General features: G+C 72.8%; 26 protein-coding genes and 1 pseudogene. 16 read left to right on the top strand and 11 right to left on the bottom strand.

The window, feature by feature from the left end:
• Positions 1–421: 421 nt before the first annotated feature.
• The 4 genes and pseudogenes from IF00_RS45165 to IF00_RS0126545 form a co-directional block, all read left to right on the top strand.
• Positions 422–562 (top strand): annotated as a pseudogene (locus IF00_RS45165) (excalibur calcium-binding domain-containing protein); the annotation flags it as partial.
• A gap of 213 nt (positions 563–775) precedes the next feature.
• Positions 776–2398, top strand: a complete 1623-nt coding sequence (locus tag IF00_RS0126535) for an AMP-binding protein (protein WP_037639101.1) — start codon at positions 776–778, stop codon at positions 2396–2398.
• The gene (locus IF00_RS0126540; RefSeq protein ID WP_030322198.1) at positions 2395–3123 is read left to right on the top strand and encodes an enoyl-CoA hydratase family protein; all 729 of its coding nucleotides are present in this window, start codon (positions 2395–2397) and stop codon (positions 3121–3123) included. Before IF00_RS0126535 ends, IF00_RS0126540 begins: the two co-directional genes overlap by 4 nt.
• Entirely contained in the window at positions 3111–3689 is a 579-nt protein-coding gene (locus IF00_RS0126545; protein WP_030322200.1) for a TetR/AcrR family transcriptional regulator, read from the top strand. The genes IF00_RS0126540 and IF00_RS0126545 overlap by 13 nt, the downstream gene beginning before the upstream one ends.
• A 95-nt stretch (positions 3690–3784) precedes the next feature.
• Here IF00_RS0126545 and IF00_RS0126550 read toward each other — a convergent pair whose 3' ends face one another.
• On the bottom strand, positions 3785–4834 hold the full coding sequence (locus tag IF00_RS0126550) for a M4 family metallopeptidase (protein WP_030322201.1): 1050 nt from the start codon (positions 4832–4834) through the stop codon (positions 3785–3787).
• 369 nt (positions 4835–5203) lie between these two features.
• Here IF00_RS0126550 and IF00_RS0126555 point away from each other — a divergent pair, with 369 nt between their 5' ends.
• The gene (locus IF00_RS0126555; protein ID WP_037639104.1) at positions 5204–6247 is read left to right on the top strand and encodes an isopenicillin N synthase family dioxygenase; all 1044 of its coding nucleotides are present in this window, start codon (positions 5204–5206) and stop codon (positions 6245–6247) included.
• Positions 6248–6350: 103 nt separating this feature from the next.
• Here the strand turns inward: IF00_RS0126555 and IF00_RS0126560 are convergent, their stop codons facing one another.
• Positions 6351–7451 carry a citrate synthase 2 gene (locus tag IF00_RS0126560; RefSeq protein WP_030322205.1) on the bottom strand — a complete coding sequence of 367 codons (1101 nt, stop codon included), beginning with the start codon at positions 7449–7451 and terminating at the stop codon, positions 6351–6353.
• A 236-nt stretch (positions 7452–7687) separates the two neighbouring features.
• Between IF00_RS0126560 and pdxH the strand changes: the two genes are divergently transcribed.
• The 3 genes from pdxH to IF00_RS42850 all read left to right on the top strand — a co-directional run bounded on the left by pdxH (position 7688) and on the right by IF00_RS42850 (position 10426).
• Positions 7688–8344: a pyridoxamine 5'-phosphate oxidase gene (pdxH, locus tag IF00_RS0126565; protein WP_030322206.1), complete on the top strand. Its 657-nt coding sequence runs from the start codon at positions 7688–7690 to the stop codon at positions 8342–8344.
• Between the two features lie 148 nt (positions 8345–8492).
• Positions 8493–9827, top strand: coding sequence for a PAS domain-containing protein (locus IF00_RS0126570; RefSeq protein ID WP_037639105.1), 1335 nt, complete (start codon positions 8493–8495; stop codon positions 9825–9827).
• Between the two features lie 38 nt (positions 9828–9865).
• Positions 9866–10426 (top strand): isocitrate lyase/phosphoenolpyruvate mutase family protein, encoded by a 561-nt coding sequence (locus IF00_RS42850; protein WP_030322209.1) that lies wholly within the window; start codon positions 9866–9868, stop codon positions 10424–10426.
• Here IF00_RS42850 and IF00_RS0126580 read toward each other — a convergent pair.
• A complete protein-coding gene (locus IF00_RS0126580) occupies positions 10414–11181 on the bottom strand; it encodes an SIS domain-containing protein (RefSeq protein ID WP_030322211.1) in 768 nt (255 codons plus the stop codon). The two genes, IF00_RS42850 and IF00_RS0126580, sit on opposite strands and share 13 nt — an antisense overlap.
• A 196-nt stretch (positions 11182–11377) precedes the next feature.
• Here IF00_RS0126580 and IF00_RS0126585 point away from each other — a divergent pair, with 196 nt between their 5' ends.
• The 3 genes from IF00_RS0126585 to IF00_RS0126595 all read left to right on the top strand — a co-directional run bounded on the left by IF00_RS0126585 (position 11378) and on the right by IF00_RS0126595 (position 14967).
• Positions 11378–12067: an iron-dependent transcriptional repressor DtxR gene (locus tag IF00_RS0126585; protein WP_030322213.1), complete on the top strand. Its 690-nt coding sequence runs from the start codon at positions 11378–11380 to the stop codon at positions 12065–12067.
• 662 nt (positions 12068–12729) lie between these two features.
• Positions 12730–13620, top strand: a complete 891-nt coding sequence (locus IF00_RS0126590) for an alpha/beta fold hydrolase (RefSeq protein ID WP_030322214.1) — start codon at positions 12730–12732, stop codon at positions 13618–13620.
• Positions 13621–13746: 126 nt separating this feature from the next.
• Positions 13747–14967, top strand: coding sequence for an FG-GAP-like repeat-containing protein (locus IF00_RS0126595; protein ID WP_030322216.1), 1221 nt, complete (start codon positions 13747–13749; stop codon positions 14965–14967).
• A 93-nt stretch (positions 14968–15060) separates the two neighbouring features.
• Here the strand turns inward: IF00_RS0126595 and IF00_RS0126600 are convergent, their stop codons facing one another.
• Both IF00_RS0126600 and IF00_RS0126605 read right to left on the bottom strand, forming a co-directional pair.
• Positions 15061–15639, bottom strand: coding sequence for a suppressor of fused domain protein (locus tag IF00_RS0126600; RefSeq protein ID WP_030322218.1), 579 nt, complete (start codon positions 15637–15639; stop codon positions 15061–15063).
• Positions 15640–15716: 77 nt separating this feature from the next.
• A complete protein-coding gene (locus IF00_RS0126605) occupies positions 15717–16238 on the bottom strand; it encodes a carboxymuconolactone decarboxylase family protein (RefSeq protein WP_030322220.1) in 522 nt (173 codons plus the stop codon).
• A 115-nt stretch (positions 16239–16353) separates the two neighbouring features.
• On the opposite strand from IF00_RS0126605, the gene IF00_RS0126610 reads away from it, so the two are divergent.
• Positions 16354–17142 (top strand): class I SAM-dependent methyltransferase, encoded by a 789-nt coding sequence (locus IF00_RS0126610; protein WP_030322222.1) that lies wholly within the window; start codon positions 16354–16356, stop codon positions 17140–17142.
• Here the strand turns inward: IF00_RS0126610 and IF00_RS0126615 are convergent, their stop codons facing one another.
• Complete coding sequence (locus IF00_RS0126615) at positions 17143–17565, bottom strand: MarR family winged helix-turn-helix transcriptional regulator (protein WP_030322224.1); 423 nt, start codon at positions 17563–17565, stop codon at positions 17143–17145. It abuts the gene before it with no gap.
• Between the two features lie 169 nt (positions 17566–17734).
• Between IF00_RS0126615 and eno the strand changes: the two genes are divergently transcribed.
• A complete protein-coding gene (eno, locus tag IF00_RS0126620) occupies positions 17735–19057 on the top strand; it encodes a phosphopyruvate hydratase (protein WP_030322225.1) in 1323 nt (440 codons plus the stop codon).
• 72 nt (positions 19058–19129) lie between these two features.
• On the opposite strand, the gene IF00_RS0126625 is transcribed toward eno, so the two are convergent.
• Both IF00_RS0126625 and IF00_RS0126630 read right to left on the bottom strand, forming a co-directional pair.
• A complete protein-coding gene (locus IF00_RS0126625; RefSeq protein ID WP_030322227.1) occupies positions 19130–19597 on the bottom strand; it encodes a GNAT family N-acetyltransferase in 468 nt (155 codons plus the stop codon).
• A gap of 192 nt (positions 19598–19789) precedes the next feature.
• Positions 19790–20701: an NAD(P)-dependent oxidoreductase gene (locus IF00_RS0126630; RefSeq protein WP_030322229.1), complete on the bottom strand. Its 912-nt coding sequence runs from the start codon at positions 20699–20701 to the stop codon at positions 19790–19792.
• A gap of 190 nt (positions 20702–20891) precedes the next feature.
• On the opposite strand from IF00_RS0126630, the gene IF00_RS0126635 reads away from it, so the two are divergent.
• The 3 genes from IF00_RS0126635 to IF00_RS0126645 all read left to right on the top strand — a co-directional run bounded on the left by IF00_RS0126635 (position 20892) and on the right by IF00_RS0126645 (position 22674).
• Positions 20892–21233, top strand: a complete 342-nt coding sequence (locus IF00_RS0126635) for a winged helix-turn-helix transcriptional regulator (RefSeq protein WP_030322235.1) — start codon at positions 20892–20894, stop codon at positions 21231–21233.
• Between the two features lie 170 nt (positions 21234–21403).
• On the top strand, positions 21404–21877 hold the full coding sequence (locus IF00_RS0126640) for a carboxymuconolactone decarboxylase family protein (protein WP_030322237.1): 474 nt from the start codon (positions 21404–21406) through the stop codon (positions 21875–21877).
• A 95-nt stretch (positions 21878–21972) separates the two neighbouring features.
• The gene (locus IF00_RS0126645; protein ID WP_030322238.1) at positions 21973–22674 is read left to right on the top strand and encodes a class I SAM-dependent methyltransferase; all 702 of its coding nucleotides are present in this window, start codon (positions 21973–21975) and stop codon (positions 22672–22674) included.
• Between the two features lie 125 nt (positions 22675–22799).
• On the opposite strand, the gene IF00_RS0126650 is transcribed toward IF00_RS0126645, so the two are convergent.
• The 3 genes from IF00_RS0126650 to IF00_RS0126660 form a co-directional block, all read right to left on the bottom strand.
• On the bottom strand, positions 22800–24452 hold the full coding sequence (locus IF00_RS0126650) for a hypothetical protein (protein WP_030322240.1): 1653 nt from the start codon (positions 24450–24452) through the stop codon (positions 22800–22802).
• Positions 24449–25276, bottom strand: a complete 828-nt coding sequence (locus IF00_RS0126655; RefSeq protein WP_051820629.1) for an ABC transporter ATP-binding protein — start codon at positions 25274–25276, stop codon at positions 24449–24451. The genes IF00_RS0126650 and IF00_RS0126655 overlap by 4 nt, the downstream gene beginning before the upstream one ends.
• Before the next feature lie 63 nt (positions 25277–25339).
• Positions 25340–26026, bottom strand: a complete 687-nt coding sequence (locus tag IF00_RS0126660; RefSeq protein ID WP_030322243.1) for a bifunctional DNA primase/polymerase — start codon at positions 26024–26026, stop codon at positions 25340–25342.
• Positions 26027–26220 lie beyond the last annotated feature (194 nt).

Genomic DNA, 26220 nt, shown 5'->3' on the forward strand with positions numbered 1-26220 from the left:
GGCCACCGCGACCCCCGCCAGCGCACCCGCCCCGACGCCCACTCCGACGCCCACTCCGTCGAAGACGGAGGAGACCCCGGTGATGCCCTCGCTCGTCGGCGGGACGTACGCGGACTCCGAGCGACTCCTCACCGACAACCTGGGCCGGTCCTACGCCGCCTACAAGGACGTCGAGCTGCCCGCCGACCACGCCGCCTGGACCGTGTGCTTCCAGCGCCCGGCCGCCGGTGCGCCGGTCTCGTCGGCGGTGCCGGTGGTGTACCTGACGGCGCCGGGCGTCCCGTGCCCGAAGTCGCCCGACGAGGTGCTGCACAAGCCCACCCCGACGCCCAAGCCCAAGCCGGCCGCCCCGAAGCCGACGCGAACCCAGGTGCCCGTGCCCACCCAGGAGCCGACGCCCACGGAGGACGCCGGTGACGACTCGTCCTCCGGCGGCGGCAGCGTCTCCTACGCCAACTGCACGGCCGTCCGCGCCGCAGGCGCCGCCCCGATCCGTCGCGGCGACCCGGGCTACGGCAGCCACCTCGACCGCGACGGCGACGGCGTGGCCTGCGAGCGCTGACACCCGGACCGTCGCTGAACGGCCCGTCCCCGCTCACGGGCGCGGGCCGTCGCGTCGAGGGGCGGGTCGTGCGTCCGCGGTGCTCCCTTCCAAGAATCATGCATGCGTGCTTGATTGTTTCCCCGGAGTGCTGACAGGGTCTCCCCAAGCCGTACCCACACGCGCGATCCTGGCGACCACCTTCCACCTCTCCCACTTCTCCAGGGGGCTTGCATGGTGTTCCACAGCGAGTACGAGGCCGTTCCGACCGTCTCCCTGCCGATCCACGACGCGGTGCTCGGCCGCGCGGCCGAGCGGGGCGACACCCCCGCACTGATCGACGGCGCGGGAGAGCTCACTCTCACGTACGGACAGGTCGACGCCTTCCACCGGCGGGTCGCCGCCGGACTCGCCGAGGCCGGGGTGCGGAAGGGGGACGTGGTCGCGCTGCACAGCCCCAACACCGTTCTCTTCCCCGTCGCCTTCTACGCCGCCACGCGCGCGGGTGCCTCCGTCACCACCGTGCATCCGCTGGCCACCCCCGAGGAGTTCGCCAAGCAGCTCCGCGACTCCGCCGCCCGCTGGATCGTCACCGTCTCCCCGCTGCTCGACTCCGCCCGCGCGGCGGCCGAACTCGCGGGCGGGGTGAGGGAGATCCTCGTCTGTGACGAAGCGCGGGACGGCGTCCGGTCCCTGCAGGCCTTCCTCGGGTCCACCGGCCCCGTGCCCGAGATCGACATCGACCCCGACGAGGACGTCGCCGCGCTCCCTTACTCCTCCGGCACCACCGGTGTCCCCAAGGGCGTGATGCTGACCCACACCTCGATCGCGACGAACCTCGCCCAGCTGGAGCCGGTCGTCCCGATGGGGCCCGGCGACCGGATCCTGGCGATCCTCCCCTTCTTCCACATCTACGGGCTCACCGCCCTCATGAACGCGCCCCTCCGCCAGGGCGCCACCGTCGTCGTCCTGCCCCGCTTCGAGCTCGACACCTTCCTCGGCGCCATCCAGAAGCACCGCATCAGCGGCCTCTACGTCGCCCCGCCGATCGTGCTCGCCCTCGCCAAGCACCCGGCCGTCGCCGACTACGACCTGTCCTCCCTGGAGTACATCGTCAGCGCCGCCGCACCGCTCGACGCGGCCCTCGCCCAGGCCTGTTCGGCGCGGCTGGGGCTGCCGCCGGTCCTCCAGGCGTACGGCATGACGGAACTGTCCCCGGGCACCCACGTCGTCCCGCTCGCCGCCCAGGACCCTCCGCCCGGCAGCGTCGGCAAGCTGCTGCCGTCCACCGAGATGCGGATCGTGTCCCTCGGCGACCCGTCGAAGGACGCGGCGCCCGGCGAGGAGGGCGAGGTCGCCATCCGGGGACCGCAGGTCATGAAGGGCTACCTCGGCCGGCCCGACGCCACCGCCGCCATGATCGACGCCGACGGCTGGGTGCACACCGGCGACATCGGCCGGGTCGACGACGAGGGCTGGCTGTACGTCGTCGACCGCGTCAAGGAACTCATCAAGTACAAGGGCTTCCAGGTCGCCCCCGCCGAACTGGAGGCGCTGCTCCTCACCCACGAGGGCGTCGCCGACGCCGCCGTCATCGGCGTCACGGACGCCGACGGCACCGAGATCCCCAAGGCGTACGTCGTACGCCAGGCGGCCGCGCCCGGCCTCACCGCCGCGGACGTCATGGCGCACGTCGCCGCCCGGGTCTCGCCGTACAAGAAGGTCCGTGACGTCGAGTTCATCGAGGCGGTGCCCCGGGCAGCGTCCGGGAAGATCCTCCGCCGAGAGCTCCGGGACCGGGACCGGGAGGCCCGGGACCGAGAGCTCCCCGACCGAGAGTTGAGGGACCGCACATGACCCTGGTCGTCGTCACCGAGGAGCGGGGGATCACCACCCTCGCCCTCGACTCCCCGGCCACCCGCAACGCGCTCTCCGCGGCGCTCGTCACCGAGCTCGCCGACGCGCTCACCGTCTGCGGCAAGGATCCCGCCGTCCGGGCGGTGGTGCTCACCCACAGCGGCACCACGTTCAGCGCGGGCGCCGACCTCAAGGCGCCGCCGAGCCCGTACGCCTTCGTCGATCTGCTCCGGCAGGTCGTCGAGCTGCCCAAACCGGTCGTCGCCCACGTCACCGCGGGCAGCCGCACCCGCGCCGGCGGCCTCGGCCTGCTCGGTGCCGCCGACATCGTCGTGGCGGGGGAGGGGGCCGACTTCGCGCTCACGGAGGTACGGATCGGGGTCGCCCCGGCCGTCGTCTCCCTCACCCTCCTCCCGAAGATCGAGTCCCGTGCGGCGGCCCGCCACTACCTGACGGGCGAGCGGTTCGGGGTGCCGGAGGCGATCGCCATGGGGCTCGTGACGGACCGGGACGAGGCCCTGCCCGGCATCCTCGACTCCCTCCGCGCCGCCTCCCCGCAGGGCCTGCGCGAGGCGAAGCGGCTGGTCACCGCTAGAGTCCTGGAGACCTTCGAACGTGACGCGGAGGACCTGGTGCAGAGGTCGGCCACGCTCTTCGCCTCCGCCGAGGCGCGCGAGGGGATGACGGCCTTCCTCGAACGACGGGACCCCGCATGGCGGCTGTGACCGCACCCAAGCAGGACAGGAGCCGTGCCACCCGGCAGCGGCTCCTGGAGGCGGCCGTGTCCTGCCTGGCCGAACACGGCTGGGCGGGCTCCACGGTCGCCGTCGTCGCGGAACGGGCGGGCGTCTCCCGGGGCGCCGCCCAGCATCACTTCCCGACCCGCGAGGACCTGTTCACGGCCGCCGTCGAGTACGTCGCCGAGGAGCGTTCCCAGGCGCTGCGGACCCTGCCCTCCCGCGACCGCCACGAGGCCGTCGCCGCGCTCGTCGACCTCTTCACCGGGCCCCTCTTCCGGGCCGCCCTCCACCTGTGGGTCGCCGCCTCCGGCGAGGACCAGCTCCGCGCGCGCGTGACCGAACTGGAGGCCCGCGTCGGCCGCGAGTCCCACCGCATGGCCGTCGAGGTGCTGGGCGCCGACGAGTCCCGCCCCGGCGTCCGCGAAACCGTCCAGGGCCTCCTGGACATGGCGCGCGGCCTCGGCCTCGCGACCCTCCTCACGGACGACCGCGCCCGCCGCGAACGCGTGGTCGCCCAATGGGCACTGCTGCTGGACGAGGCCCTCGCCTAGGGGGTGTCGGGCTTGGACGCACCTGCGGGGCTCCCGCCTGGCGGGGGCTGCGCCCCCTGGCGGGGCCGCCCCGCCAGGCGCTCGTCCGGCGAGGACTAGAGCCCCGGGATCTCCCGCGCCCGGAACGCCGCCCGTACGGCGTTCGCCGCCGACGTGCCGTACATCTTCTGCGCCGTCGCGACCGTCGTCAGGGCCGCGTCCCGGAAGCCGGTGTCGGGCGCGAAGCCGAACTGGGCGTTGACGATGATCCGGTCGGCCGTCCTGGCTCCGAGGGAGTTGCGGATGTCGAAGAGCGCCCGGGACCAGATCTCGCCGTCGGCGTGGACCTCGCCCTCCCGGTCCGCGTACGTCTTGGTGCCGTCGATCCGGCGGAGGCAGTGCGGCGCCTCGCTGTAGCCGGTGGCGTCCCAGTCGGCGACGCAGGCGGCGTCCGCCTTCATCGCCCACCCGTACTTCTCGACGGCGTGCGTGCCGACGGCCACCGCCAGGTAGTCGCCGAAGGCCTCGCCGATGGATCCGGCCTCGGGGGAGGTGCCGAAGCCGGGTACCTGGGCGTGGTGCACGGCGTGACCGTATTCGTGCACGATCACCTCGGCGTCCTCGGCATCGTCCACTCCGCCCTTGCCGAATCGGATCTCGGCCTTCTTGTCGGTGAAGAAGGAGTTGTCGGCGCCCCACTGGTTGAGCCGGACCGGCTGCGTCCGGTCGTTGGCCCCGGGCAGTTCGGTGCCGAAGCCGAGCCCCTGCAGGTACTCCTGTGCCTCGTTGACCCAGAAGTACGCCATGACCTGCTCGAACTGATCGTCGGAGCGGTTGTACGCGGCGGCGCCCGCGACGGTGGCGGGCTTGCCGGTCTCGGAACGGACGTCGACCCACTTCCCCGACAGGGCGCCGCTCGCGTCGAGGTTCCGCAGCGTGGCGGTGGCGTACGCGGAAGCCGGTACGTCGCTCGCCGCGTCCTTGTGGTCGGTGAGCGACTGGTCGCCGGTGGCCTGGACCGGGTTCACCATGAAGACGCGGGCCTGGGGAAGCGAGGGGGCGGGCAGCGGGGCGGCGGAGGCGCCGGCCGGGAGCAGGGCGGCGGTGGCGACGGCCACGGTGGCGGTGGCCGTGGCGATCAGCCCGCGGGGTGTGCGGCGACTCATGGACGTCCTCCTGCGACGGGGTGCTGCGACGAGATGATTGGCATGCGCTCGACACATGTGGCGGCGATCTTCGCGTACCGCCGCCCCTTTGAACACCCCTGAGCACCGGGAGACGGAGCGTGACCCAGGCCACAGTCGATCCACCCCGCCCGCAGTACTCTGGTCGCATGCCTACGCTCGTACGCCGTCGCCACGTGGACTTCCTCCGCGTCACGTCCATGAGCTGTCGCCGCTCCGCCTGACCCCAAGGGGCACCACCAGCGCCCCCCACCGGGTCCCTCGTTCAGAGCCCAAGCCGACCGGCACCCGTGGCCCCCGCCCCACCCTCGGCGGCCGCCCCGGGCACCCGTAGACCCCGCGGACGCACTCATGACTCGCAGCTCGTACCCCTCGCAGCTCCCCATCGTCGACCTCTCCGCCGCAGACCGTGACCCCCAGGCCCGACGCCTGCTCCACGCCCAGCTCCACTCGGCCGCCCACGACGTCGGGTTCTTCCAGCTGATCGGGCACGGGGTGACCGCGGCCGAGACGCGGGCCCTGACCTCCGCGATGCACGCCTTCTTCGCCCTGCCGGAGGCCGATCGGCTCGCCCTCGACAACATCAACTCGCCGCACTTCCGCGGCTACACCCGCATCGGCGACGAGCGCACCGCCGGCGCGCGCGACTGGCGCGACCAGCTCGACATCGGCGCCGAGCGCCCCGCCCGGACCCCCGCGCCCTGGGAAGCCCCCTACTGGTGGCTCGAAGGCCCCAACCAGTGGCCCGAGGCCCTCCCCGAGCTGCGGACCGCGGCCCTGCACTGGATCGAGCGGCTCAGCGGGGTCGCCGACCGGCTGCTGCACGAGCTGCTCGCCTCGATCGGCGCGTCCGAGGACTTCTACGACGACATCTTCGGGCCGCGCGCCCACCCGCACCTCAAGCTGGTGCGCTACCCGGGCAGCAGCGGCGAGGGCGACGACCAGGGTGTCGGCGCGCACAAGGACTACGGCTTCCTCACCCTGCTCCTCCAGGACCACGTGGGAGGGCTCCAAGTCCAGCGCGAGGACGGGAACTTCCACGACGTGCCGCCACTGCCGGGCGCGTTCGTCGTGAACCTCGGCGAGCTCCTCGAAGTGGCGACCAACGGTTATCTGATCGCCACCAACCACCGGGTCGTCTCGCCCCCCGGGGCGACCGAGCGCTACTCCGTGCCGTTCTTCTACAACCCGCGGCTCGACGCCCGGATCACCCCGCTGGCCTTCCCGTACGCGGAGACCGCGCCCGGCGTCACGGCCGACCCCGCGAACCCGCTGTTCGCCGAGTACGGCCGCAACGAGCTGAAGGGCAAGCTGCGGGCCCACCCGCTGACCACGGCCCGCCACCACGCGGACCTGCTGCTGCACCCGGAGGCGCAGCCCGCCCTGTCGTCCTAGGAGGCGACGTCCCGTCGTCCCCGGCGACGCCCCGTGCGACGTCCGCGGCGACGGCCCCGACTGTGCGGGTCGGGCCGTCGCCGGACGGACGGGACGCGGGTACTCAGCCCGCGATGTCTGCGTATCCCTCGATCTCGCGCGGGTTCCGCTGCCCCGGACCCGTGTAGCGGGCCGACGGGCGCACGAGGCGGCCCGTGCGTTTCTGCTCCAGGATGTGCGCCGACCAGCCGGCCGTACGCGCGCACGTGAACATCGACGTGAACATGTGCGCCGGGACCTCGGCGAAGTCCAGGACGATGGCCGCCCAGAACTCGACGTTCGTCGCCAGGACGCGGTCGGGGCGCCGGTTGTGCAGCTCGTCCAGGGCGGCCTTCTCCAGCGCGGCGGCCACCTCGTAGCGCGGGGCGTCCAGCTCCTTCGCCGTCCGGCGCAGCACGCGCGCGCGGGGGTCCTCGGCGCGGTAGACGCGGTGGCCGAAGCCCATGAGGCGCTCGCCCTTGTCGAGGGCCTGCTTCACGTACGCGGTGGCGTCGCCGGTCCGCTCGATCTCCTCGATCATGCCGAGGACGCGGGAGGGCGCGCCGCCGTGCAGCGGGCCGGACATGGCGCCGACGGCGCCGGAGAGCGAGGCGGCCACGTCGGCGCCGGTGGAGGCGATGACGCGCGCGGTGAACGTGGAGGCGTTCATGCCGTGCTCTGCGGCGGAGGTCCAGTAGGCGTCGACGGCCTTGACGTGCTTCGGGTCGGGCTCGCCGCGCCAGCGGATCATGAAGCGCTCGACGACGGACTCGGCCTTGTCGATCTCGCTCTGCGGGACCATGGGGAGGCCCTGGCCGCGGGCGGACTGGGCAACGTACGAGAGCGCCATGACGGCGGCGCGGGCGAGGTCGTCGCGGGCCTGCTCGGCGGAGATGTCGAGGAGCGGCTTGAGGCCCCACACGGGCGCGAGCATCGCGAGCGCGGACTGCACGTCGACGCGGATGTCGCCGGAGTGCACGGGGATGGGGAACGGCTCGGCGGCCGGCAGGCCGGGGTTGAAGGCGCCGTCGACGAGCAGGCCCCAGACGTTGCCGAACGAGACGTGGCCGACGAGGTCCTCGATGTCGACGCCGCGGTACCGGAGGGCGCCGCCTTCCTTGTCGGGTTCGGCGATCTCCGTCTCGAACGCGACGACTCCCTCGAGCCCGGGTACGAAGTCGGACATCAGGCGGCTCCTCTATCGATGATCGATCAACCTAATGGTGGTCGATGGTGGGGATTCAACAGTCGTCCAGCCCAAGAGTCTGTACGGTTCCGATGATGCGGGGAAGCGTGACATCCGGCACACTCCGCCGATTCGGCGAGTGAGGATTGGCGGCACGCGGTGCCGGGCAAACTGAGGTGCTGCGGCAGGATGGCCCCGTGACCGATCCTGTGAACGACGCCCTGGATCCCGCGGACATGCGCGAGCAGTACCGCACCACCGAGCTGTCGGCCGCCGACCTCGCGCCCGAACCGATCTCGCAGTTCACCCGCTGGTTCAAGGAGACCGTCGCGAATCCGGCGATCCACGAGCCGAACGCGATGATCGTCTCCACGGCCACCCCCGACGGCCGCCCGTCCTCGCGCACGGTGCTCCTGAAGCACTACGACCGGGCCGGCTTCGTCTTCTTCACCAACTACGACTCCCGCAAGGGCGCGGAGCTCGCGGCCAACCCGTACGTCTCGCTGCTCTTCCCCTGGCACCCGCTGGCCCGCCAGGTCATCGTCACGGGCCGCGCCGAGCGCATCGGCCGCGACGAGACGGTCGCCTACTTCCGCAGCCGCCCGCACGGCTCCCAGCTGGGTGCCTGGGCGAGCCCGCAGTCCTCGGTGATCGCATCCCGCGCGGAACTCCTCGCCCGGTACGGGGAGCTCGCCGCCCGCTACCCCGGCGACACGCAGGTGCCGGTCCCGCCGGAGTGGGGCGGCATCCGGGTCGTGCCGGACGCGGTCGAGTTCTGGCAGGGCCACGAGAACCGGCTCCACGACCGGCTGCGGTACGTCCGCGAGGGCGGCCCGGACGGCGCGGGGGGCTCGGCCGGCGAGACGTGGCGGGTCGAGCGCCTGGCGCCCTGACCGGCGCACATGCCCCTGGCGTACCCGCTCCCGCGCCCGCTCGCCGCCCCCGTACCGGAATGCGTTTCCGCGATGCAACGATTTCCGTGAAGGTGATGTGCTCTGCGTCACGTTCCAGTTGAATGGCGGCAGCATGGGGGGTGCCGGGATGAGTGCTTTCACGGGGTCCGCGAGCGCGACCGCTTCCGTTCCCGGGGCGGGGGCCGATCTGCTGGCCGCGCTGCTCGACGGGATGGACGCGGCGCTCTGCGCGTTCGACGCCGACGGGACGGTCACGCACTGGAACCGCGAGGCCGAGCGGATCCTCGGCTGGTCCGCAGCCGAGGCGGTCGGACGGCGCGGGTTCGAGGGCTGGGCGGCGCGCAGCGCCGACGCCGAGGAGACCCTGCAGCGGCTGATGGGGGCCATGAAGGGCCCCGGCCGGCAGGTCCACGAGCTGGCGCTGCTCCGCAAGGACGGCGGCCGGGTGCTCGTACGCAGCCAGGCCGCCGGCGTACGAGCGGCGGACGGCAGTCCGGCGGGGGTGTACTGCGCGTTCAGCGAGGTCCACGTCCAGCTCGACCTGGAGCGGTCGGTGGCGCTCAGCGAGGCGCTGTTCGAGGACGCGTCCTGGGGCGTCGTCCTCGTGGACGCCGACCTGCGCCCCGCCATGGTCAACGGCCACGCCGCCCGCGCCTTCGGAACCGGGCGTACGGCCCTGCTCGGACGCCCGCTGGGCGATGTCGTCGTGCACGGCGCGGAGGAGCTGGAGGCCGCCCTCCAGCACGTCCTGGCGGAGGGCACGCCACAGGCGCCCGCCGAGGTGTGGGTGACGCTGCGGACGTCCGACGGGGAGCGGCGCCGGTGCTGGCGCAGCGGCTTCCTGCTGCTGTCCTCGCCGATGGCGGAGGAGCCGGTGCCGCTGGGTGTGGCCTGGCTGTTCCAGGACGTGACGGAGGAGCGGCTCGCGGCGCGCGAGGCGGACCGGCTGCGGTTCCGGTGGAGCCAGCTGCACCGGGCAGGCGCGGCGGCGGCGGAGTGCGAGGACCCGGCGGAGGCGGCGGCGGTGCTGCTCGACTTCGCGCTCGCCGGGTTCGCGGACCACGCCCTGGTCGACCGGGTCGCGGGCGAGCGGCGCCTGACCCGGGCCCTGGCGACCCCGGCGGGCGCGCCCGGCCCGGCGTCCCCTGTGGTGGGCGGCGGCATCCCGCTGCGATACGGCCCGAGGCATCCGGCGCTGCAGGCCTGGGACCGGGTGGGCACGGTCCGCGCGAGCGCGGGCCGCACGGCCGAGGTGTGGGCGGAGGCCCACCAGTGGCCCGCCGACGCGGCCCACGCGGTCTGTGTGACCCTGCGCTCCCGGGGCCGCACGCTGGGCGTGGTGACGTTCCTGCGGGCCGCGTGCCGCCGGCCGTTCGAGCGCGAGGACGTGGTCTTCGCGGAGGCGGTGGCGTCGAGGGTGGCGGTGGCGCTGGACCTGGGGGACCGGCCGGACGCGGTCTAGGAGCGCCGTCCTGCCGGCTCCTGTGAGGGGATCCGGCCATGACGACGCAGACGACGCAGACCGCTCCGGCGGCTCTTCCCGACAAGGCCCGGCTCTTCCGTTCCCTGCACGTGCCGGGTCGCCCGGTGGTCCTGCCCAACGCGTGGGACGTCGCCTCGGCGCGGGTCGTCGCGGACGCGGGGGCCCCGGCGGGTGGCGACGACGAGTGCGGGTGTCGCCTGGTCGCTCGGCCGCGGAGACGGCGGTCACCTGGGCCGGAGGACACGTTGTCCCGGGCCGTGGCCTACGCGGCGGCCGGGGCGGACGGGATCTTCGTCCTCGGCGCGCTGGACGCCGGGACGGTCGAGCGCCTGGTCGCCGGGTCGCCGCCGCTGCCCGTGAACGTCGCGGTGGGCCCGGGAACGCTGTCGGTGGCCGAGCTCGCGGCTGCGGGCGTGGCCCGGGTGAGCGCGGTCTCGTCGATCGCGGAGGCGGCGTACGGGCTCGCGGGCCGGGCGGCCCGCGAACTGCTCGAACGGGGCACGGCGGAGGAACTGGAGGGCGGCGCCGACTACGCCACCCTCAACGCGCTGCTCCTCGACACCCCTCAGTGCCGGTAGAAGATCCGGTCGCCGTACTCCGTCATCACGCGGCCGTTCCACTCGTGGCCGCCGTCGACGTTCCCGGAGCGCAGCAGCGGCGGTTCGATGCCCCGGCGGACGAGGTCCTCGGCGGCGGCGGCCAGGGTGGCCTGCATGAGGGCACTGGTGACGACGGTGGAGGCGGGTGCGAAGGGGGCCTCGATGCCCTCGTGGGTGAGCTCGGCGTCGCCGACGGCGATCCGGGAGTCGAGGACGATGTCGCAGTGGTCCTTGAGGTACGTCCCCGAGACGTGCCGGGACTTGGTCTCCGTCGCGTACGCCACCGAGGTCACGCCGATGACGGTGAGGCCGAGCGCGCGGGCGTTCATGGCCATCTCGACGGGCAGGGCGTTGCGCCCGGAGAGGGAGATGATGATCAGGACGTCCCCGGCGGTGGCGGGGGAGGAGTCCAGGACCGCCCCGGCGAGGCCGTCGACGCGTTCGAGGGCGGAGCCGAGGGTGGCCGGCATGACGTCGACGCCGACGACACCGGGGACGACGAGCAGGTTCATGAGGGCGAGGCCGCCGGCCCGGTAGACGACGTCCTGGGCGGCGAGCGAGGAGTGGCCCGCGCCGAAGGCGAAGAGCCGGTTGCCGTTGGCGACGGCCTCGGCGATCGCGGCGCCGGCCGCGGCGATCTCGGCCGAGTCGCCGTCGCGCACCTGCTGGAGCAGGCCGATCGCGGCGTCGAAGAACTGTCCGGCCAGCTTGCTCTCGCCCGCGCTGTCGCCCATTCCGGAAGCTCCTTCTCGTCGCCGTCGCGTCGTCGCGTCGTGTCGTGGTCGTGCCCTGGTCGTGCCCCGGTCGCCGATCACGGTGCGGTCTGGACCATTGCTCTGTCAATACCGCCTTGGGCCGGTGAGGCCCGGTTGTCGGCGCGATGCGTCAGAATTGGTGCAGGGCCAGCGCACGACTCATCGAGGGGCACGTATGTCCGGACTGATCGACACAACGGAGATGTATCTCCGCACCATCCTCGAGCTTGAGGAGGAAGGTGTGGTCCCCATGCGTGCCCGGATCGCCGAGCGGCTCGACCAGAGCGGCCCAACGGTGAGCCAGACGGTGGCCCGGATGGAGCGCGACGGACTGGTGGCCGTCGCCAGCGACCGGCACCTGGAGCTGACCGACGAGGGCCGCCGCCTCGCCACCCGTGTCATGCGCAAGCACCGCCTCGCGGAGTGCCTGCTCGTCGACGTGATCGGCCTGGAGTGGGAGCAGGTGCACGCCGAGGCCTGCCGCTGGGAGCACGTGATGAGCGAGGCCGTGGAGCGGCGGGTCCTGGAGCTGCTGCGTCACCCGACGGAGTCGCCGTACGGGAACCCGATCCCCGGTCTTGAGGAGCTCGGCGAGAAGGCGGAGGCCGAGGCCTTCCTCGACGACTCGATGGTGTCGCTCGCCGAGCTGGACGCGAGCGAGGGCAAGACGGTGGTCGTGCGCCGGATCGGCGAGCCGATCCAGACGGACGCCCAGCTGATGTACACGCTGCGGCGCGCGGGCGTGCAGCCCGGCTCCGTGGTGTCGGTGACGGAGTCCGCCGGCGGCATCCTGGTCGGCAGCAGCGGCGAGGCGGCCGAACTGGACGCGGACGTCGCGGCCCACGTGTTCGTGGCGAAGCGCTGACGCGCTGACCCCGCTCCTCGGCTGAGACCGCCTCTCGCGGGAAGGGTGCCCCACCGGTCGTCGTACGCGACGGCCGGTGGGGCACCCTTCGGCGTCTCCGCCCTGGGGAACCGGTGTTCGATGGCGCCGGAACCGGACACGTTCGAGTGTCGCTCCCGGGCCAACGGCCCTTGTGCGCCCCGGTTTACGCCGGAATGGCTACGCCCGCGCCCTCGCCGTGCCACGCTGGGGCGAAGTGGTGCGATACGAGGGGTGGAGCGGTGCGAGACCGGGGAGGGGTGAGGGCTGTGCGGCACGCGGAAGCCGTACGCCGGATGTCGCTCGCCCCGGCGGCCCGCGTGCCCCGGGCGGAAGCGGGCTCGCGCCTGCCGCGTACGGGAACAGGCTCCCGTGTGGCCCGGACAGCAGAGGGCCCCGGCGCCTCGCGGCGCCGGGGCCTGTCCTCCCCTGTGCTGACCTGGAGCCCCGAGCTCTCAAGGTCAATCCCCTCGGACCGTTTTCCCCGAGCGGTCCGCCTCCCGTTCAAGATCTCCCCTCGGCAGCGTCCGTCAATCCTTGAGGCCTGTCACTCGAACGAGGGGTGTTGCGCGGCAGGAGCGCATTTTCGAATGCGAGTTCGATAGTCTGGCGTGGTTCGACGGCAAGAAGAGGGGGTGCCAGGGATGGCGCGACGACTCGACGTCACCGGGGCCGACGGCGTACGGCTGGCGGCCTGGGACTTCACGCCCGGGACCGTCCCGCAGGCCGGCCCCGGCGTCTTACTCCTCCACGGTCTGATGGGCCACGCGGCCCACTGGGCCCCGGCGATCAGCCGCCTCGTGGAAGCGGCGACCCGCCCCGACGCGACCTCCCACCCCCACAGCCGCCCCCGCACCGTCGCCCTCGACCAGCGAGGCCACGGACACAGCGACAAGCCCCCCGCCGCCTCCTTCACCCGTGAGGCGTACGTGGCGGACGCGGCCGCCGCCGTCGAGCAGCTCGGCCTCGGCCCGGTCACCCTCATCGGCCACTCCATGGGCGCCCTCACCGCCTGGCAGCTGGCCGCCGAGCGGCCCGACCTCGTCCACGCCCTCGTCATCTGCGACATGCGCGCCTCGGCGCTCGGCGCGGCCTCGCAGCGCGAGTGGCGGGACTGGTTCCGTCGCTGGCCGGCCCCGTTCCCGTCGCTCGACGCCGTCCGCCGCTGGTTCGGCGAGGAGGACCCGTGGGTCGAGCGCCCCAACCCCGCCCGGGGCGCCTTCTTCGCCGAAGTGATGGCCGAGCACCCGGACGGCTGGCGTCCGGTCTTCGACCCGGAGCAGATGCTGACCTCCCGGGAGACCTGGGTGCACGACGCCCACTGGGAGTCCCTGGCCCAGGTCCGCTGCCCCACGCTGGTCGTCCGCGGCCTGGACGGCGAGCTGGGCAGAGCCGAGGCACAGGAGATGGTCCGCGTCCTCCCGCACGGCGCCTACGCGGAGATCCCCGACGCCGGCCATCTCCTCCACTACACCCACCCGGAGGCCTGGCGCGAGGCGGTAGGGCCCTTCCTGAACGGCGTCCTGACCTCGTAGGACGGGTTTCGGCAGGCCGCCCACAATGAGAGGCCACCCTCCTGACGGACGCGCCGGCACGACAAGGTACCTTCCCTGTCGCGGCGCGTTCGAGGCCTTCTCCGCGCCGTCTCAGGGAGGACATGCATGCGCACTTCAATGCTGCGGCGTCTGGCCACGGTGGCCACGGCGCTGGGGCTCAGCTCGGCCGGGCTCCTCGGCGCGGGCGCGACGCCCGCTCAGGCCGCGCTCGGCGACTGCCCGTCGGGCTACTTCTGCGCCTGGAAGACCGACAACGGCTCCGGGACGATGTACAAGACGAACGCGAGCGTGTCGACGCTCGGGACCTGGGACAACACGTTCCGGTCGGTGATGAACCGCACGAACAAGTTCGCCTGCCTGTACGACGACGCCAACCACGGCCTCGACGGCGGCATCGGCGTCATGGACCCGAACCCCTCGGGCACCGAATGGGGCGGTCCCGGCAGCAACTCCGTCAGCTCGGTCAAGTTCGTCCCCACCGAGCGCGAGTGCGCCATGGACCCGTACCCGGAGTGGTACGCGGCCCAGGCCCCCAAGGCCGGCGGCTTCGGCGACCTGAACGGCGACCGGACCTCGGACGTCCTCGTCCGCGACATGGCCGGCCGTCTCTGGTTCCTTCCCGGTGACGGTTCCGGCAAGCTGGTCGGCGCCGGCGGCTGGAACGTCATGAACCTTCTCGTCCGGCACGGAGACTTCACCGGCGACGGCCGCGAGGACGTCATCGCCCGCGAGGCGGCCAGCGGCAAGCTGTGGCTGTACCCCGGCACCGGTGCCGGCACGCTCGGCGCCCGCAAGCTGATCGGCGCCGGCGGCTGGAACGTCATGAACAGCGTCACCGCCTTCGGCGACCTGTCCGGCGACGGCCGCTCGGACGTCCTCGCGGTCGAGAAGTCCACGGGCAAGCTGTGGCTGTACCCGGGCACGCCCACGGGCACGCTCGGCGCGCGGACGCTCCTCGGCGCGGGCGGCTGGAACGCCATGAACTCCCTGGCGGCGCCGGGCGACCTGAACGGCGACGCCAAGGCCGACCTGATCGCCCGCGAGGCGTCCACGGGCAAGCTGTGGCTCTACCCGGGCAAGGCGGGTGCCCTCGGCGCTCGCTCGCTCGTGGGCAGCGGCTGGAACTCCATGGCCTCGGTCCTGGCCGTCGGCGACCACAACGGGGACGGCCGCAACGACCTGTCCGCGATCACGAACGCCGGCTACGTCACTCCCGAGCACCGGGGCGCGGGTGCGCTGGTGATGTACCCGGGCACGGGCACGGGCACGTTCGGACCCGGCTCCCTGGAGACCGACACCTGGTGGCAGCTGAACGGCGCGTTCTGATCCACCGGTCCTGACGGTCGTGGGCCCCCGCTCCCGTATCCCGGGGTGGGGGCCTTCGCCGTACCCGCCGGCCGCGGACCCCGCCCGCCCGCCTCAGACCACGGAGGCCCGTTCGGGATCGACGGGGTCGATCTCCTGCTCGTCGAACCGGACTTCAAGTGCCTCGAGCCCCCTCTCCCGACGGAAGACCTTCTCCGCTTCGGTGATGGGCAGCAGCCACAGGATCCGGGCATGGGCTCCGCCGGCCCACTCGCAGACCTCGAAGTCGGGTCCGAAGGGATACGGCAGGCTCACCAGGTAGTGGTCGCAGTCGGAGTCGTCGATCCACGGTCGGCCGATGGGGACGGTGTGTCCGACGTCGAGTCGCTGGTGCTCCGGTCCGCAGTGGTAGTACGCGTTGACGGTGACGCTCTCCAGGTTGGTCCATTCGTCGCGCGGGGCCGCGAGAAAGAACTCCGTGCCATGGCCGTCCTGCTGGGTCGCCTCCCAGCAGCCCGACGTCACGTACAGCCACCAGTCGCCCGGATGCGCGGGATGAATCCGGAACACCCGGAATCCGGGCACGCGATCCTCGATGGGCCCGTCCACCCCTGCGACCTCGTCTATGACGCGACCGGGGAGTGTCCGGCGGAGGTGATCGAGAAGGGCGGTGCGTGCTGCGGTGTCCGGCATCCGCTCATGATGCCCGAGGCCGCCGCAGCCCATCGGACGGGGGCGGGCCAGGAGGGGCGACCCCGCTCAGTGGCGGGTCAGTCCCACTGCTCGTCCGCGAGGGAGCCGACCGGCTGCGGCTTGCCGATGACGGCCAGGGCGATGAAGAAGTTGATCTGGCCGATCGCGATGGTCAGGGTGGCCAGCGCCTTCTCCGCGTAGTGCTTCGCGACCTCGGCGTACAGCTCGTCGGAGACGCGCTCCCGGCCGTGCGGGGCGGGCTGGAGGGTGGCCTCGACCAGGGCGAGGGCGGCGCGCTCGGCGGCGGTGAAGTAGGGGGCGTCCTGCCAGGAGGAGACGGCGGTGATGCGCTCCTCGGACTGGCCGGCCTTGCGGAGGAAACCGGTGTTGAGGATCGTCAGGTAGGTGTTGCCGACGATCTGCCCGGCCCGCAGGTGGACGAGGCTCATCGTGGCGCGCGGCACCGAGCGGTTGCCGGTGGCCCGGAAGAGGGCGGCGCTGATGTCGCTCAACTCGGGCACGAACGCACCGGGGTCGGGCATCCGGGAGATGGAGGTCCCGGGGGTGGTGGCGGTCGTGGTGGAGTTCGTGTTCGTCATCGCTGTTCTCCTTCGTCGTGGCCTTGTCGGCGTCCTCACAGCACTGACGGAGCGCACCGCGACGTTGTGACAGGACTCCGGAATCGGTTTCCGGAGGGGAACTAGGCTGCGACGGATGGAACGCGTAACCGATGGTCGAGAGAGTGCCGCCCGGCGTCGATCGGCAGGGGATACAGGCCGGTTGAACGACTACGACAGCTTCGCCGAGGCGTACGCGGCGGAGAACGAGAACAACCTCGTGAACGCCTACTACGAGCGGCCCGCGATGCTCGCCCTCGCCGGAGACGTGGCCGGCCGGCGGATCCTGGACGCCGGCTGTGGTGCGGGCTCCCTCTCCGCCGCGCTGCGCGAGCGCGGCGCGGTCGTGACCGGCGTCGACGCCAGCGCCGCGATGCTGGCGCTGGCCAGGCGGCGGCTCGGGGACGACACGGCCCTGCACGTGGCCGATCTGCGTGACCCTCTGCCGTTCGACGAGGGGGCGTTCGACGACGTGGCCGCGTCGCTGGTGCTGCACTACCTGGAGGACTGGGGGCCGACGCTGGCCGAGCTGCGGCGCGTGCTCCGGCCCGGCGGCCGCCTGATCGCGTCGGTGGACCATCCGTCCGTGGCCTACGCCTTCCAGGACCCCCGGCCCGACTACTTCGCGACCACCGGTTATACCTTCGACTGGACGTTCGGCGGGCGGTCCGTCCCCATGCGGTTCTGGCGCAGGCCGTTGCACGCGATGATAGACGCCTTCACCACTGCCGGCTTCCGGCTCTCCACCCTCAGCGAGCCGCAGCCCGACCCGGCGGCCCGGGAGCTGTTCCCCGACGGCTTCCGCGATCTTTCGACCAAGCCGAACTTCCTGTTCTTCGTCGTCGAGGTGCCGTGGACGGCCACCGGCTCGGACGACCGGCCCTAGCTAGCGCGCGGCGAGCCGCTCCATCAGGGCGGCGCTGCGCGCCAGCACCTCGCGCTCCTCGCCCGTGAGCTCCTGCTCGATCGCCTGGGCCAGCCAGCCCACCCTGCGCCCGCGCTCCGCGTCGAGGGCGGCCCGTCCCGCGGGGGAGAGCTCCACCAGGGACTTGCGGCCGTCCGTGGGGTGGGCCCGGCGGACGACGAGCCCCTGATCCATGAGCAGCCCGACCGAGCGGGCCATGGACTGGGGCCGTACGCGCTGGTCCGTCGCCAGGTCGCTGGTCGTCATGGCGCCGTCGCGATCCAGGGTGCCGAGCACGGACACGTGGCCGAGCGGGATCTGGTCCTCGTGCTTCACGCGCCGCGTGAGCTTGCCCATCGCGGTACGCAGTTCGGTGGCGACGGTGGCAGGTTCCGGGGTGGGCATAGGCCACTTTAACCGGTGGTACGCCCCGGCGGTACGGCTCCACAGCCGAACTGCACAGCACAACTGAACAGCAAAACTGTGCAGCCTTGCTGTAGAGTCGGCGGTGCCGCGGCACGCGCCAGCGCTGTCGCAGCAGGGCCGCGGCGCGCCTCCACACGAAGGACCTCCCATGGCTTCCACGACAGTCGAGACCACCGTCATCACGTCCGTCACCGCCCGCAGGGTCATCGACAGCCGGGGCAACCCCACCGTCGAGGCCGATGTCCTCCTCGCCGACGGATCCCTCGGCCGCGCCGCCGTCCCCTCCGGCGCCTCCACCGGCGCACGCGAGGCCGTCGAGCTGCGGGACGGGGACCCCGGGCGCTGGCACGGCAAGGGCGTCGACCGCGCCGTCGCCCACGTCAACGGCGACATCGCGGCCGCGGTCGTCGGACGCGACGCCGACGACCAGGCCGGACTCGATGCCGCGCTCATCGCGCTCGACGGCACCGCGGACAAGTCCCGGCTCGGCGCCAACGCCCTTCTCGGCGTCTCCCTCGCCGTCGCGAAGGCCGCCGCGGCGGCCCACCGACAGCCGCTCTACCGCCACCTCGGCGGCGCCGACGCCCGGCTCCTCCCGCTCCCGATGATGAACATCGTCAACGGCGGCGCGCACGCGGACAATCCGCTGGACTTCCAGGAGTTCATGATCGCCCCGATCGGTGCGGAGACCTTCGCCGAAGCCGTACGCATGGGCTCCGAGGTCTTCCACACCCTCCGCCGCGACCTGCTGGCCGCCGGACACGCCACCGGTGTCGGCGACGAGGGCGGCTTCGCGCCCGCGCTCCGTACCGCCGAGGAGGCACTCGACTTCGTCATGGCGGCCGTCGAGCGCACCGGCTACCGGCCCGGCACGGACATCGGCCTGATCATGGACCCGGCCTCGTCGGAGTTCTTCCGGGACGGCGCGTACGTGTACACGGGCGAGGGCGTCCGCCGTACGCCCACCGAGCACGCCGACTACCTGGCCAAGCTGATCGACGCGTACCCGATCGTCTCCATCGAGGACCCGATGGCCGAGAACGACCTCGACGGCTGGCGGGAGCTCACCGCCCGTGTCGGCGACCGCTGCCAGCTCACCGGCGACGACGTGTTCTGCACCAACGAGGACCTGCTGCGCGAGGGCATCCGTACCGGTGTCGGCAACTCGGTCCTGGTCAAGGTCAACCAGATCGGCACCCTGACCGAAGCCCTCGCCACGGTCGCCACCGCGCACCGCGCCGGCTGGACCGTCGTCATGTCACACCGCTCCGGCGAGACGGAGGACACCACCATCGCGGACCTGGCGGTGGCGACCGGCTGCGGACAGATCAAGACCGGCTCGCTGTCCCGGTCCGACCGCACCGCGAAGTACAACCAGCTGATCAGGATCGAGGAGGAACTCGGTTCCTCGGCGCGGTACGCGGGCGGGGCGGTCCTCGACCGCCGCGCGACGCGGCGCTCCGCTCCCTGATCCGCGCGGAGCGGGCCGGCTACGGCGCCGTCCCCGGGGCCCCCGCGCCGTAGCCGGCCGCGCTGTCCCGGATCAGTCCTTCACCGGCCGCCACACATAGCGGATGTCCGGCTCGCCCTCCTCGTTGCGCTGCCCGTCCGTCCGCTCCGCCTCGACGAAGCCGTGCCGCTCGTAGAACCTCTGCGCCGGCGCGTTGACCTGGAACGTCCACAGGTCCAGGCCCTCCGGCCGCTGCCGCTTGGCCAGTTCCACGAAGCGGTCGCCCAGGCCGCGGCCGCGCCACGACGGGTCGAGGTAGAGCTGCTCCAGGTCCCCGCCGTCGAGCACGAGGAGTCCCACCACGCCGGCCTCCCCGGCGACCGCGACCCAGGTCTCGTGCTGCGGCACGACGACATGGGTGAACCAGCCCCGTACCGCGTCGTCGTCGTGCGCGCGGCGTACGGTCGGCAGCGCCGCGCCGAAGGAACGCAGCCACACCTCGGCTGCCGCGGTCGCGTCGGAGTCGCCGGCACGCCGAATTACAAGGTCGTCAAGGGTCACAAGGCGCGAGGGTCGCAGACGACGGGGCTCCGCGCATCCGAATTGCGGTGAGGCGCCGCCCTCGGAGGCGGGCCGGAGGGCGGGAGTTCAGGGGCGGCCGGGGTCGCGCTGCGGGACCGGCCGGAGCGGAAACGGCTCCCGACGTCAGGCCCGTCGGGGCCGAGCACCACGAACGGCCGGGTCGGGCAGGTCTCACGACGAGTGCCGTGCGCCCGGGGAGGCCTCCCCCCTGAGCACCTCGGTCAGGGCCGAGATGCTGTGGCTGCCGTGGCCCGCCTCGACCGCGCGCCGCAGCAGGTCGTTCAGCGGGTCGATCCAGGTCGTGTCGACGTTCGTCTCCTCGCCCAGGGCCTTGTCGTGGGCCGCGCCCGCGAGGAACATGCCCACGGAAGAGGCCCCGTCCGTGTAGTCGCCGCTGTCGATCTCCTCGGCGTAGCCCGGCAGCAGGGACTTGATCATGTCGAGCCACTTGCCGGCGAACCGCACCATGCCGGCCGCGTCGAGGCCCCGGGCCTGGAGCGCGGCGGCACCCTGGAAGAACCCGACGAGCGCGGGCAGCAGCATCGCGCCCACCGCCATCTCGTACAACGCGGCCAGGTCGGTCTCGGATCCCAGGTGGACGGTGTCGCCGCCCAGCACCCGCAGGGCCGTCCCGTACTCGTCGAAGACGGACTTGTCGCCGCCGTAGTACAGCAGCGTGTCCGGCGCTCCCACGGCCGCCGGCACGTTCTTGACCGCGCCCGCCAGGAACCTGGCGCCGTGACCGGCGGCCCAGCCCGCCGTCGCACGGGCGTCGGCGGGCGAACCGCTGTTCAGCGTGACGAGGGCCCGCCCGGACAGTGCCGCCCCGGCCGGTTCCAGCGCGGTACGGGTGTCGTCGAAGGTGGTCAGGCAGGTCACGACCAGCGGGCTCGCCTCCACCGCGGCCCGCACCGATCCGGCGTGGACGGCGCCCTCGGCGACCAGCGGCGCGGCCTTGGCGGGCGTACGGTTCCAGACCGTCGTCGGGTGCCCTGCGCCGAGGAACGCCTCGGCCAGTGCTCGGCCCATCGAACCGAGCCCGATCACGGTCACGGGGGTGGGCGCGGACTGGGCTTCGGACATGAGTCACTCCAGCGGGTTGTCGGTGGTTCGCAGGCACGCAGAAACCTGCGGGCGCGTGCGTCGAGTGGCGCCGCGGTTCGCCAACAGGCTTGTCCGTCACGGCACTTCACTCATCCTGGAGCGGCACACACATTCCGACAAGTACCTACAATTCTGTTCGGTACCCACACTTCTGTAGGGGTGATTGCTGATGACTGGGCGGACCTACACCTGCGGACTCGACGCCGCCATCGCCGTGATGGGCGGCAAATGGAAGGGGCTGATCCTCTTCGCGCTGGGCGAGGGACCGCTGCGGTTCGGGGAGCTGCGGCGGACGGTGGCCGGCATCAGCGAGCGGATGCTGATCCTCCAGCTCCGTGAGATGGAGGCCGGCGGCCTGGTGCACCGCGAGGTCCACCAGCAGGTCCCGCCCAAGGTGGAGTACTCCCTCACCGAGTTCGGCGGCTCCCTCAACGAGGCGATGGGGCCGCTCGGAGAATGGGGCGAGAAGCACCTGGAGCGCATCGAGGCGATCTCCCGGGACCCGGCCTAGGGGCCGCCGGGCGGCCGCCTTGCAGGGCTGCATGGCTGCAGGGCGGGCTGCCGCCCCACCGGGCTGCCGTGCCTCCGGGGGAGACGTACGTCACCTTCCGTGATGTCACATCCCGTCGCGCCCGTTCCGTCCGGAGGGTGGAGTCATCGACCACGACGGAGGAGCTCGTCATGAGTGCACGCCTCAACATGTTCGACAGCCCGGTCGCCATCAAGGCCTGGAAGCACATCATCGCGGCGAACAAGGCGATCGCCGAGGGCTCGTCACTCCCCGCCGCCACCCAGGAGCTCGTCAGGATTCGCGCCAGCCAGATCAACGGCTGCGGCGCCTGCCTCGACATGCACACCAAGGACGCCGCCGCCGCGGGGGAGACCTCGGTACGGCTCCACATGGTCGCCGCCTGGCGCGAGGCCACCGTCTTCACCGACGCCGAGCGCGCCGCCCTGGAGCTCACGGAGCAGGGCACCCGCCTCGCCGACGGGTCCGGGGTCTCGGACGAGGCCTGGGCCGAGGCCGTCAAGCACTTCGACGACGAGCAGCTCGCCGCCCTGGTGTCCCAGATCGCCGTCATCAACGCCTTCAACCGCGGCAACGCCATCACCCGGCAGCCCGCCGGCGACTACCGGCCCGGCCAGTACGCGTAGCGGGTGCGGGACCGCGGCGGGCGTCAGCAGGACGGCGGCCTCGGGAGGCTGTCCCTCACCACCCGCCCTAGGCTGGGCCCGACGAAAGGGCGGCGATGAGCACGGACGCGGACGCGAGCACCGACGGCGACGACGACGGAGCGGCCGGGCGCGGGACGGTCCGCTCCCAGAGCGAGCACTGGGAGCGGACCTACGGCACCCACCCCGGGATGTACGGCGCCGAGCCCTCCGCCCCGGCCGTCCGCGCCGCCGAGGTGTTCCTGGCCCTGGGCGCCCGCCACGTCCTCGAACTGGGTGCCGGGCACGGCCGCGACGCGCTGTTCTTCGCCCGTTCCGGGCTCACCGTGACCGCCGCCGACTTCAGCCCCGTCGCGCTCGACCAGCTGGGCGCCCGGGCCGATGCCGAGGACCTTGCCGACCGGGTGGCCACCGCCGTCGTCGACGTACGCGAACCGCTGCCGTTCGCCGACGCCTCCGTGGACGCGGTGTTCGCCCACATGCTGCTGTGCATGGCCCTGTCCACCGACGAGATCCACGCCCTCGTCGCCGAGGTGCATCGCGTCCTGCGACGGGGCGGCACCTTCGTCTACACCGTCCGGCACACCGACGACGCCCACTACGGCGCCGGGACGGGTCACGGCGACGACATCTGGGAGCACGGCGGCTTCGCCGTGCACTTCTTCCCCCGCGCCCTCGTCGACGCCCTCGCCGACGGCTGGACCCTCGACGAGGTGATCGACTTCGAGGAGGGCGACCTGCCCCGCCGTCTGTGGCGCGTCACCCAGACCCGGCGCTGAGGAGACGCCGCAGAGTGCCGCAGCGACGCCGTGGCGACGCTGTGGATACGGCGACGGCCCGCCCGGTTCGCCCGGGCGGGCCATCGCCGTATCCGTGAGGGCCGATCACCGGCGACCGGCGGCGACTACCCCTTGCTGACCGCCGCCAGGATCTCCGGCAGCCGCCTCGCCGTCCGCGGCGCCGCCACCTTCAGGCCCGCCCAGATCATCAGCGCGCCGTAGAGCGTGCCGGCCGGGAGCAGCAGCCAGAGCAGGGACTGCTGGTCGGAGACATGGAGGTAGATCGTCGCGCCGATCAGCGGCGCGCACAGCAGCGGGGCCGTGAGCATGCCGCCGAGGATCGAGATCCACGCCAGGGCGCCCTGCCCCGGAGCCACGTTCTTGTAGCCGCTGTCCTGCGGGATGGAGTACGGGAAGGCGGCCGAGGCCACCGAGCCCGTCGCCAGCATCGCGCCGAGCAGGCCGAGCGCCAGGCCGATGGCGTCCGGGAGCCGTGTCCACTCGCCGAGGACGGCGACCGTGAGGACCGTGACGAAGACGGCGTACGGGAGGGTGACCGTGAGCAGGGCCAGGGCCCGCGCCCGCAGTTCGGCGTACGCGTCGGCCGTCGTCGAGATGGTCTGGGCGACCATCCAGAACGCCGAGGTGTCCTGTCCGAACTGGTTGTACATCAGCATGCCGAGCATGCCGGAGGCGAAGCACGCCCAGTAGATCGAGCCGGTGCCCTGGAGCGCGTTGACGAGCGGGACGATCAGGCCCAGGGCCAGCGAGGTCACGGCCCCGGCCTTCGTCTTCGGGTCGCGCCACAGATAGCGCAGGCTGCGCTCCATGACCGCGCCCGTGCGCCCGCCCGGCAGGATCCTGGCGAGCCACCCCGTACCGTCGGCCTTGTCACGGACGCCCGCGTCGGAGGCCGCGCCGATCGTGGAGCCGTCGGGCTCGACCATCAGCCGTACGAGGCTCCGCTGCCACCAGTGCACGAGCACCGCGAGCGTGGCCGCCGTGAGAAGCAGCCGGACCGCCGCCACCGCGTAGTCGCCCTCGCTGGCGGAGTCGACCGCGGCGATCGCCGCGGCCGGCGGCAGCCAGCCGACGACGGCCGTCGCCGGTTCCAGCGACTCCAGACCGCCGGCCTGGCCCAGGCGCTGGGCGGCGAAGTTCACGACCTGCATGCCGACGGCGATGATCAGGCCGCTGAGCAGTGCCAGGTCCCGGCCCTTGCGGGAGGTGAGGAGCCGGACGTTGGCGGCGGCCACGGCCCGGGACAGTGCCACGCACGTCACGGCCGTCAGCGGTACGGCGAGGACGGCGAGGACCGTGCCGGCCGCGCCGTGCGCGACGGACAGCGCGGCGCCCAGGGCCAGGACGAAGGTGAGGACGGGGCCGACGCCCACGAGGGAGGCCACGAGTAGCGCGCGGACCAGCGGCCGCGGTCGCAGCGGCAGCATGACGAGCCGCGACGGGTCGAGGGTCTCGTCACCGCTCGGGATGAACAGCGGCATCACCGTCCAGGAGAGCGCGAGCCCGCCCGTGAGGAGGATCGCGATGCTGTCGGCGTCGGCGCTGCCCCGCATGAGGACGAAGGCCAGCAGGAGGGCCGCGGCGAAGACCGCTCCGAAGACGATGGACAGGATGTACGCGGCCGTCCGTCCGCCCGACTGCCGCAGCCCGTTGCGCAGCAGGCTCAGTTTGAGCCGTACGAAGACGGAGGTGAGGGAGGGGACGGGCCCGGCCGGGGTCGCGGTGCCGGTGGTGGCCGTGGTCGGGAAGGCACTCATCGCTGGGCCCCGCCTGAAGCACCGGCCCCGCCCGAAGCACCGGCCCCGCCGGCAGCCCCCGCCCCGCCGCCCAGCCAGTCGAGCGAGTCGCCCGCAGCCTCGCGGCCGCTCGCGCCGACGAGCTCCAGGAACGCCGCCTGCAGCGAGGGCGCGTCGCCCCGTACCTCCGCGAGCGTGCCCTGGGCGCGGATCCGGCCCGCCGCCATCACGGCGACCCAGTCGCAGAGCGACTCGACGAGCTCCATGACGTGGCTGGAGAAGACGACGGTGGCGCCGGAGGAGGTGTACCGCTCCAGTACGCCGCGGATGGTCTGCGCCGAGACCGGGTCGACGCCCTCGAAGGGCTCGTCGAGGAAGAGCACCTCGGGGTTGTGGAGGAGCGCCGCCGCGAGCCCGATCTTCTTCCGCATACCGGTCGAGTAGTCGACGACCAGCTTGTTCTGCGAGCCGGTGAGGTCGAGGACGTCGAGGAGCTGTGCGGCCCGCTTGTCGACCTCGGCGCCGGGGAGCCCCCTCAGCCGCCCGCTGTACGCGAGGAGTTCGCGGCCGGACAGCCGCTCGAAGAGCCGCAGGCCCTCCGGCAGGATGCCGATCCGGGCCTTGACCTGGGCGACCGACTCGGGGTCGGCCCATACGTCGTGCCCTGCGACCTGGATGCGTCCCTGGTCGGGACGGAGCAGACCGGTGATCATCGAGAGGGTGGTGGTCTTGCCGGCGCCGTTGGGTCCCACGAGCCCGATGAACCTGCCGGCGGGCAGCACCAGGTCGATGCCGTTCACCGCGATCTGCTGGCCGAATCGCTTCCACAGGCCCTCGATGCGCACGGCGGGGTCCCCGTGTGTCTTACGGGCCCCACCCTAAGGGTGAGGCCCGCGGGGGACCCAGGGTCAGGACGTGCGGCTTCTCGCCTCCGCCGCTTCCCGGCCACACGCGTACGCGAGGGCGCTGATCAGTTCCTCGGCGTCGGGGAGCCAGCGGTTCGCCGGGGTGGGGCGGCGGGCCCACTGGACCGCGCCGCTGCCGCCGATGCGGGTGGGCGGGGCCGCCACGTAGTGGCCCTCGCCGCGGGTGGTGAGGTCGATGGAGGCCGGGACCCAGCCGAGCTTGCGGACGAGGTCGGGCACCTTGGTCGCGGCGCCCGGCAGGACGAAGAAGAACATCCGGCGGTCGGGGGTGCAGGTGACCGGGCCGAGCGTCAGCTCCATCCGCTCCATCCGGGCGAGCGCCAGGAACCCGGCCGACTCGGGCACCTCGATGGCGTCGAACGTACGGCCCGTCGGCAGCAGGATCGACGCCTTCGGCTGCTTCGACCACATCCGCCGGGCTCCGACGCCGCTGCCGGTCGCCTGGGTCGACCAGTCGGGCCTGACGGCGTGGGCGCCGGGCACGGCGCACGCGTCCGCACCGCAGGAGCAGCGCTCCCGGCCCTCGACGGCCTCCAACCAGGTCCCGGGAAACACGTCCCAGTGCCGCTCTTCCGCGTACCGCACGGCACTGTCCAGCAGCTGCTCGCCGCGCTGCTTGGGGATCTGTGCGGCTTCCGTGACTCCGATGGTCTCTTCCACGTGGAACACAACTTCCCCCGCCACCTGGGGTTACGGCCAGGGCGTGGAGCGGTGTGAGGCATCGATCCTGCACGCGGGGCGCATCGGTGCACGGGCGGGGGCGCGCGGGGGGCCGGGGAGCTGGGGTGGGTACGGACAGGTGGGGGCGCCGGTGGCGAAGCCGCGGCCGACGTGTCCGGTTTCGCGTGTTCACATCGGCATTG

This window comes from Streptomyces flavochromogenes (assembly GCF_000717595.1).
Classification (GTDB): Bacteria; Actinomycetota; Actinomycetes; order Streptomycetales; family Streptomycetaceae; genus Streptomyces; species Streptomyces flavochromogenes.

Coding starts and splice junctions, on each gene's coding strand:
- IF00_RS0126535 (WP_037639101.1), top strand. CDS start 776: ATGGTGTTCCACAGCGAGTACGAGGCCGTTCCGACCGTCTCCCTGCCG.
- IF00_RS0126540 (WP_030322198.1), top strand. CDS start 2,395: ATGACCCTGGTCGTCGTCACCGAGGAGCGGGGGATCACCACCCTCGCC.
- IF00_RS0126545 (WP_030322200.1), top strand. CDS start 3,111: ATGGCGGCTGTGACCGCACCCAAGCAGGACAGGAGCCGTGCCACCCGG.
- IF00_RS0126550 (WP_030322201.1), bottom strand. CDS start 4,834: ATGAGTCGCCGCACACCCCGCGGGCTGATCGCCACGGCCACCGCCACC.
- IF00_RS0126555 (WP_037639104.1), top strand. CDS start 5,204: ATGACTCGCAGCTCGTACCCCTCGCAGCTCCCCATCGTCGACCTCTCC.
- IF00_RS0126560 (WP_030322205.1), bottom strand. CDS start 7,451: ATGTCCGACTTCGTACCCGGGCTCGAGGGAGTCGTCGCGTTCGAGACG.
- pdxH (WP_030322206.1), top strand. CDS start 7,688: ATGCGCGAGCAGTACCGCACCACCGAGCTGTCGGCCGCCGACCTCGCG.
- IF00_RS0126570 (WP_037639105.1), top strand. CDS start 8,493: ATGAGTGCTTTCACGGGGTCCGCGAGCGCGACCGCTTCCGTTCCCGGG.
- IF00_RS42850 (WP_030322209.1), top strand. CDS start 9,866: ATGACGACGCAGACGACGCAGACCGCTCCGGCGGCTCTTCCCGACAAG.
- IF00_RS0126580 (WP_030322211.1), bottom strand. CDS start 11,181: ATGGGCGACAGCGCGGGCGAGAGCAAGCTGGCCGGACAGTTCTTCGAC.
- IF00_RS0126585 (WP_030322213.1), top strand. CDS start 11,378: ATGTCCGGACTGATCGACACAACGGAGATGTATCTCCGCACCATCCTC.
- IF00_RS0126590 (WP_030322214.1), top strand. CDS start 12,730: ATGGCGCGACGACTCGACGTCACCGGGGCCGACGGCGTACGGCTGGCG.
- IF00_RS0126595 (WP_030322216.1), top strand. CDS start 13,747: ATGCGCACTTCAATGCTGCGGCGTCTGGCCACGGTGGCCACGGCGCTG.
- IF00_RS0126600 (WP_030322218.1), bottom strand. CDS start 15,639: ATGCCGGACACCGCAGCACGCACCGCCCTTCTCGATCACCTCCGCCGG.
- IF00_RS0126605 (WP_030322220.1), bottom strand. CDS start 16,238: ATGACGAACACGAACTCCACCACGACCGCCACCACCCCCGGGACCTCC.
- IF00_RS0126610 (WP_030322222.1), top strand. CDS start 16,354: ATGGAACGCGTAACCGATGGTCGAGAGAGTGCCGCCCGGCGTCGATCG.
- IF00_RS0126615 (WP_030322224.1), bottom strand. CDS start 17,565: ATGCCCACCCCGGAACCTGCCACCGTCGCCACCGAACTGCGTACCGCG.
- eno (WP_030322225.1), top strand. CDS start 17,735: ATGGCTTCCACGACAGTCGAGACCACCGTCATCACGTCCGTCACCGCC.
- IF00_RS0126630 (WP_030322229.1), bottom strand. CDS start 20,701: ATGTCCGAAGCCCAGTCCGCGCCCACCCCCGTGACCGTGATCGGGCTC.
- IF00_RS0126635 (WP_030322235.1), top strand. CDS start 20,892: ATGACTGGGCGGACCTACACCTGCGGACTCGACGCCGCCATCGCCGTG.
- IF00_RS0126640 (WP_030322237.1), top strand. CDS start 21,404: ATGAGTGCACGCCTCAACATGTTCGACAGCCCGGTCGCCATCAAGGCC.
- IF00_RS0126645 (WP_030322238.1), top strand. CDS start 21,973: ATGAGCACGGACGCGGACGCGAGCACCGACGGCGACGACGACGGAGCG.
- IF00_RS0126650 (WP_030322240.1), bottom strand. CDS start 24,452: ATGAGTGCCTTCCCGACCACGGCCACCACCGGCACCGCGACCCCGGCC.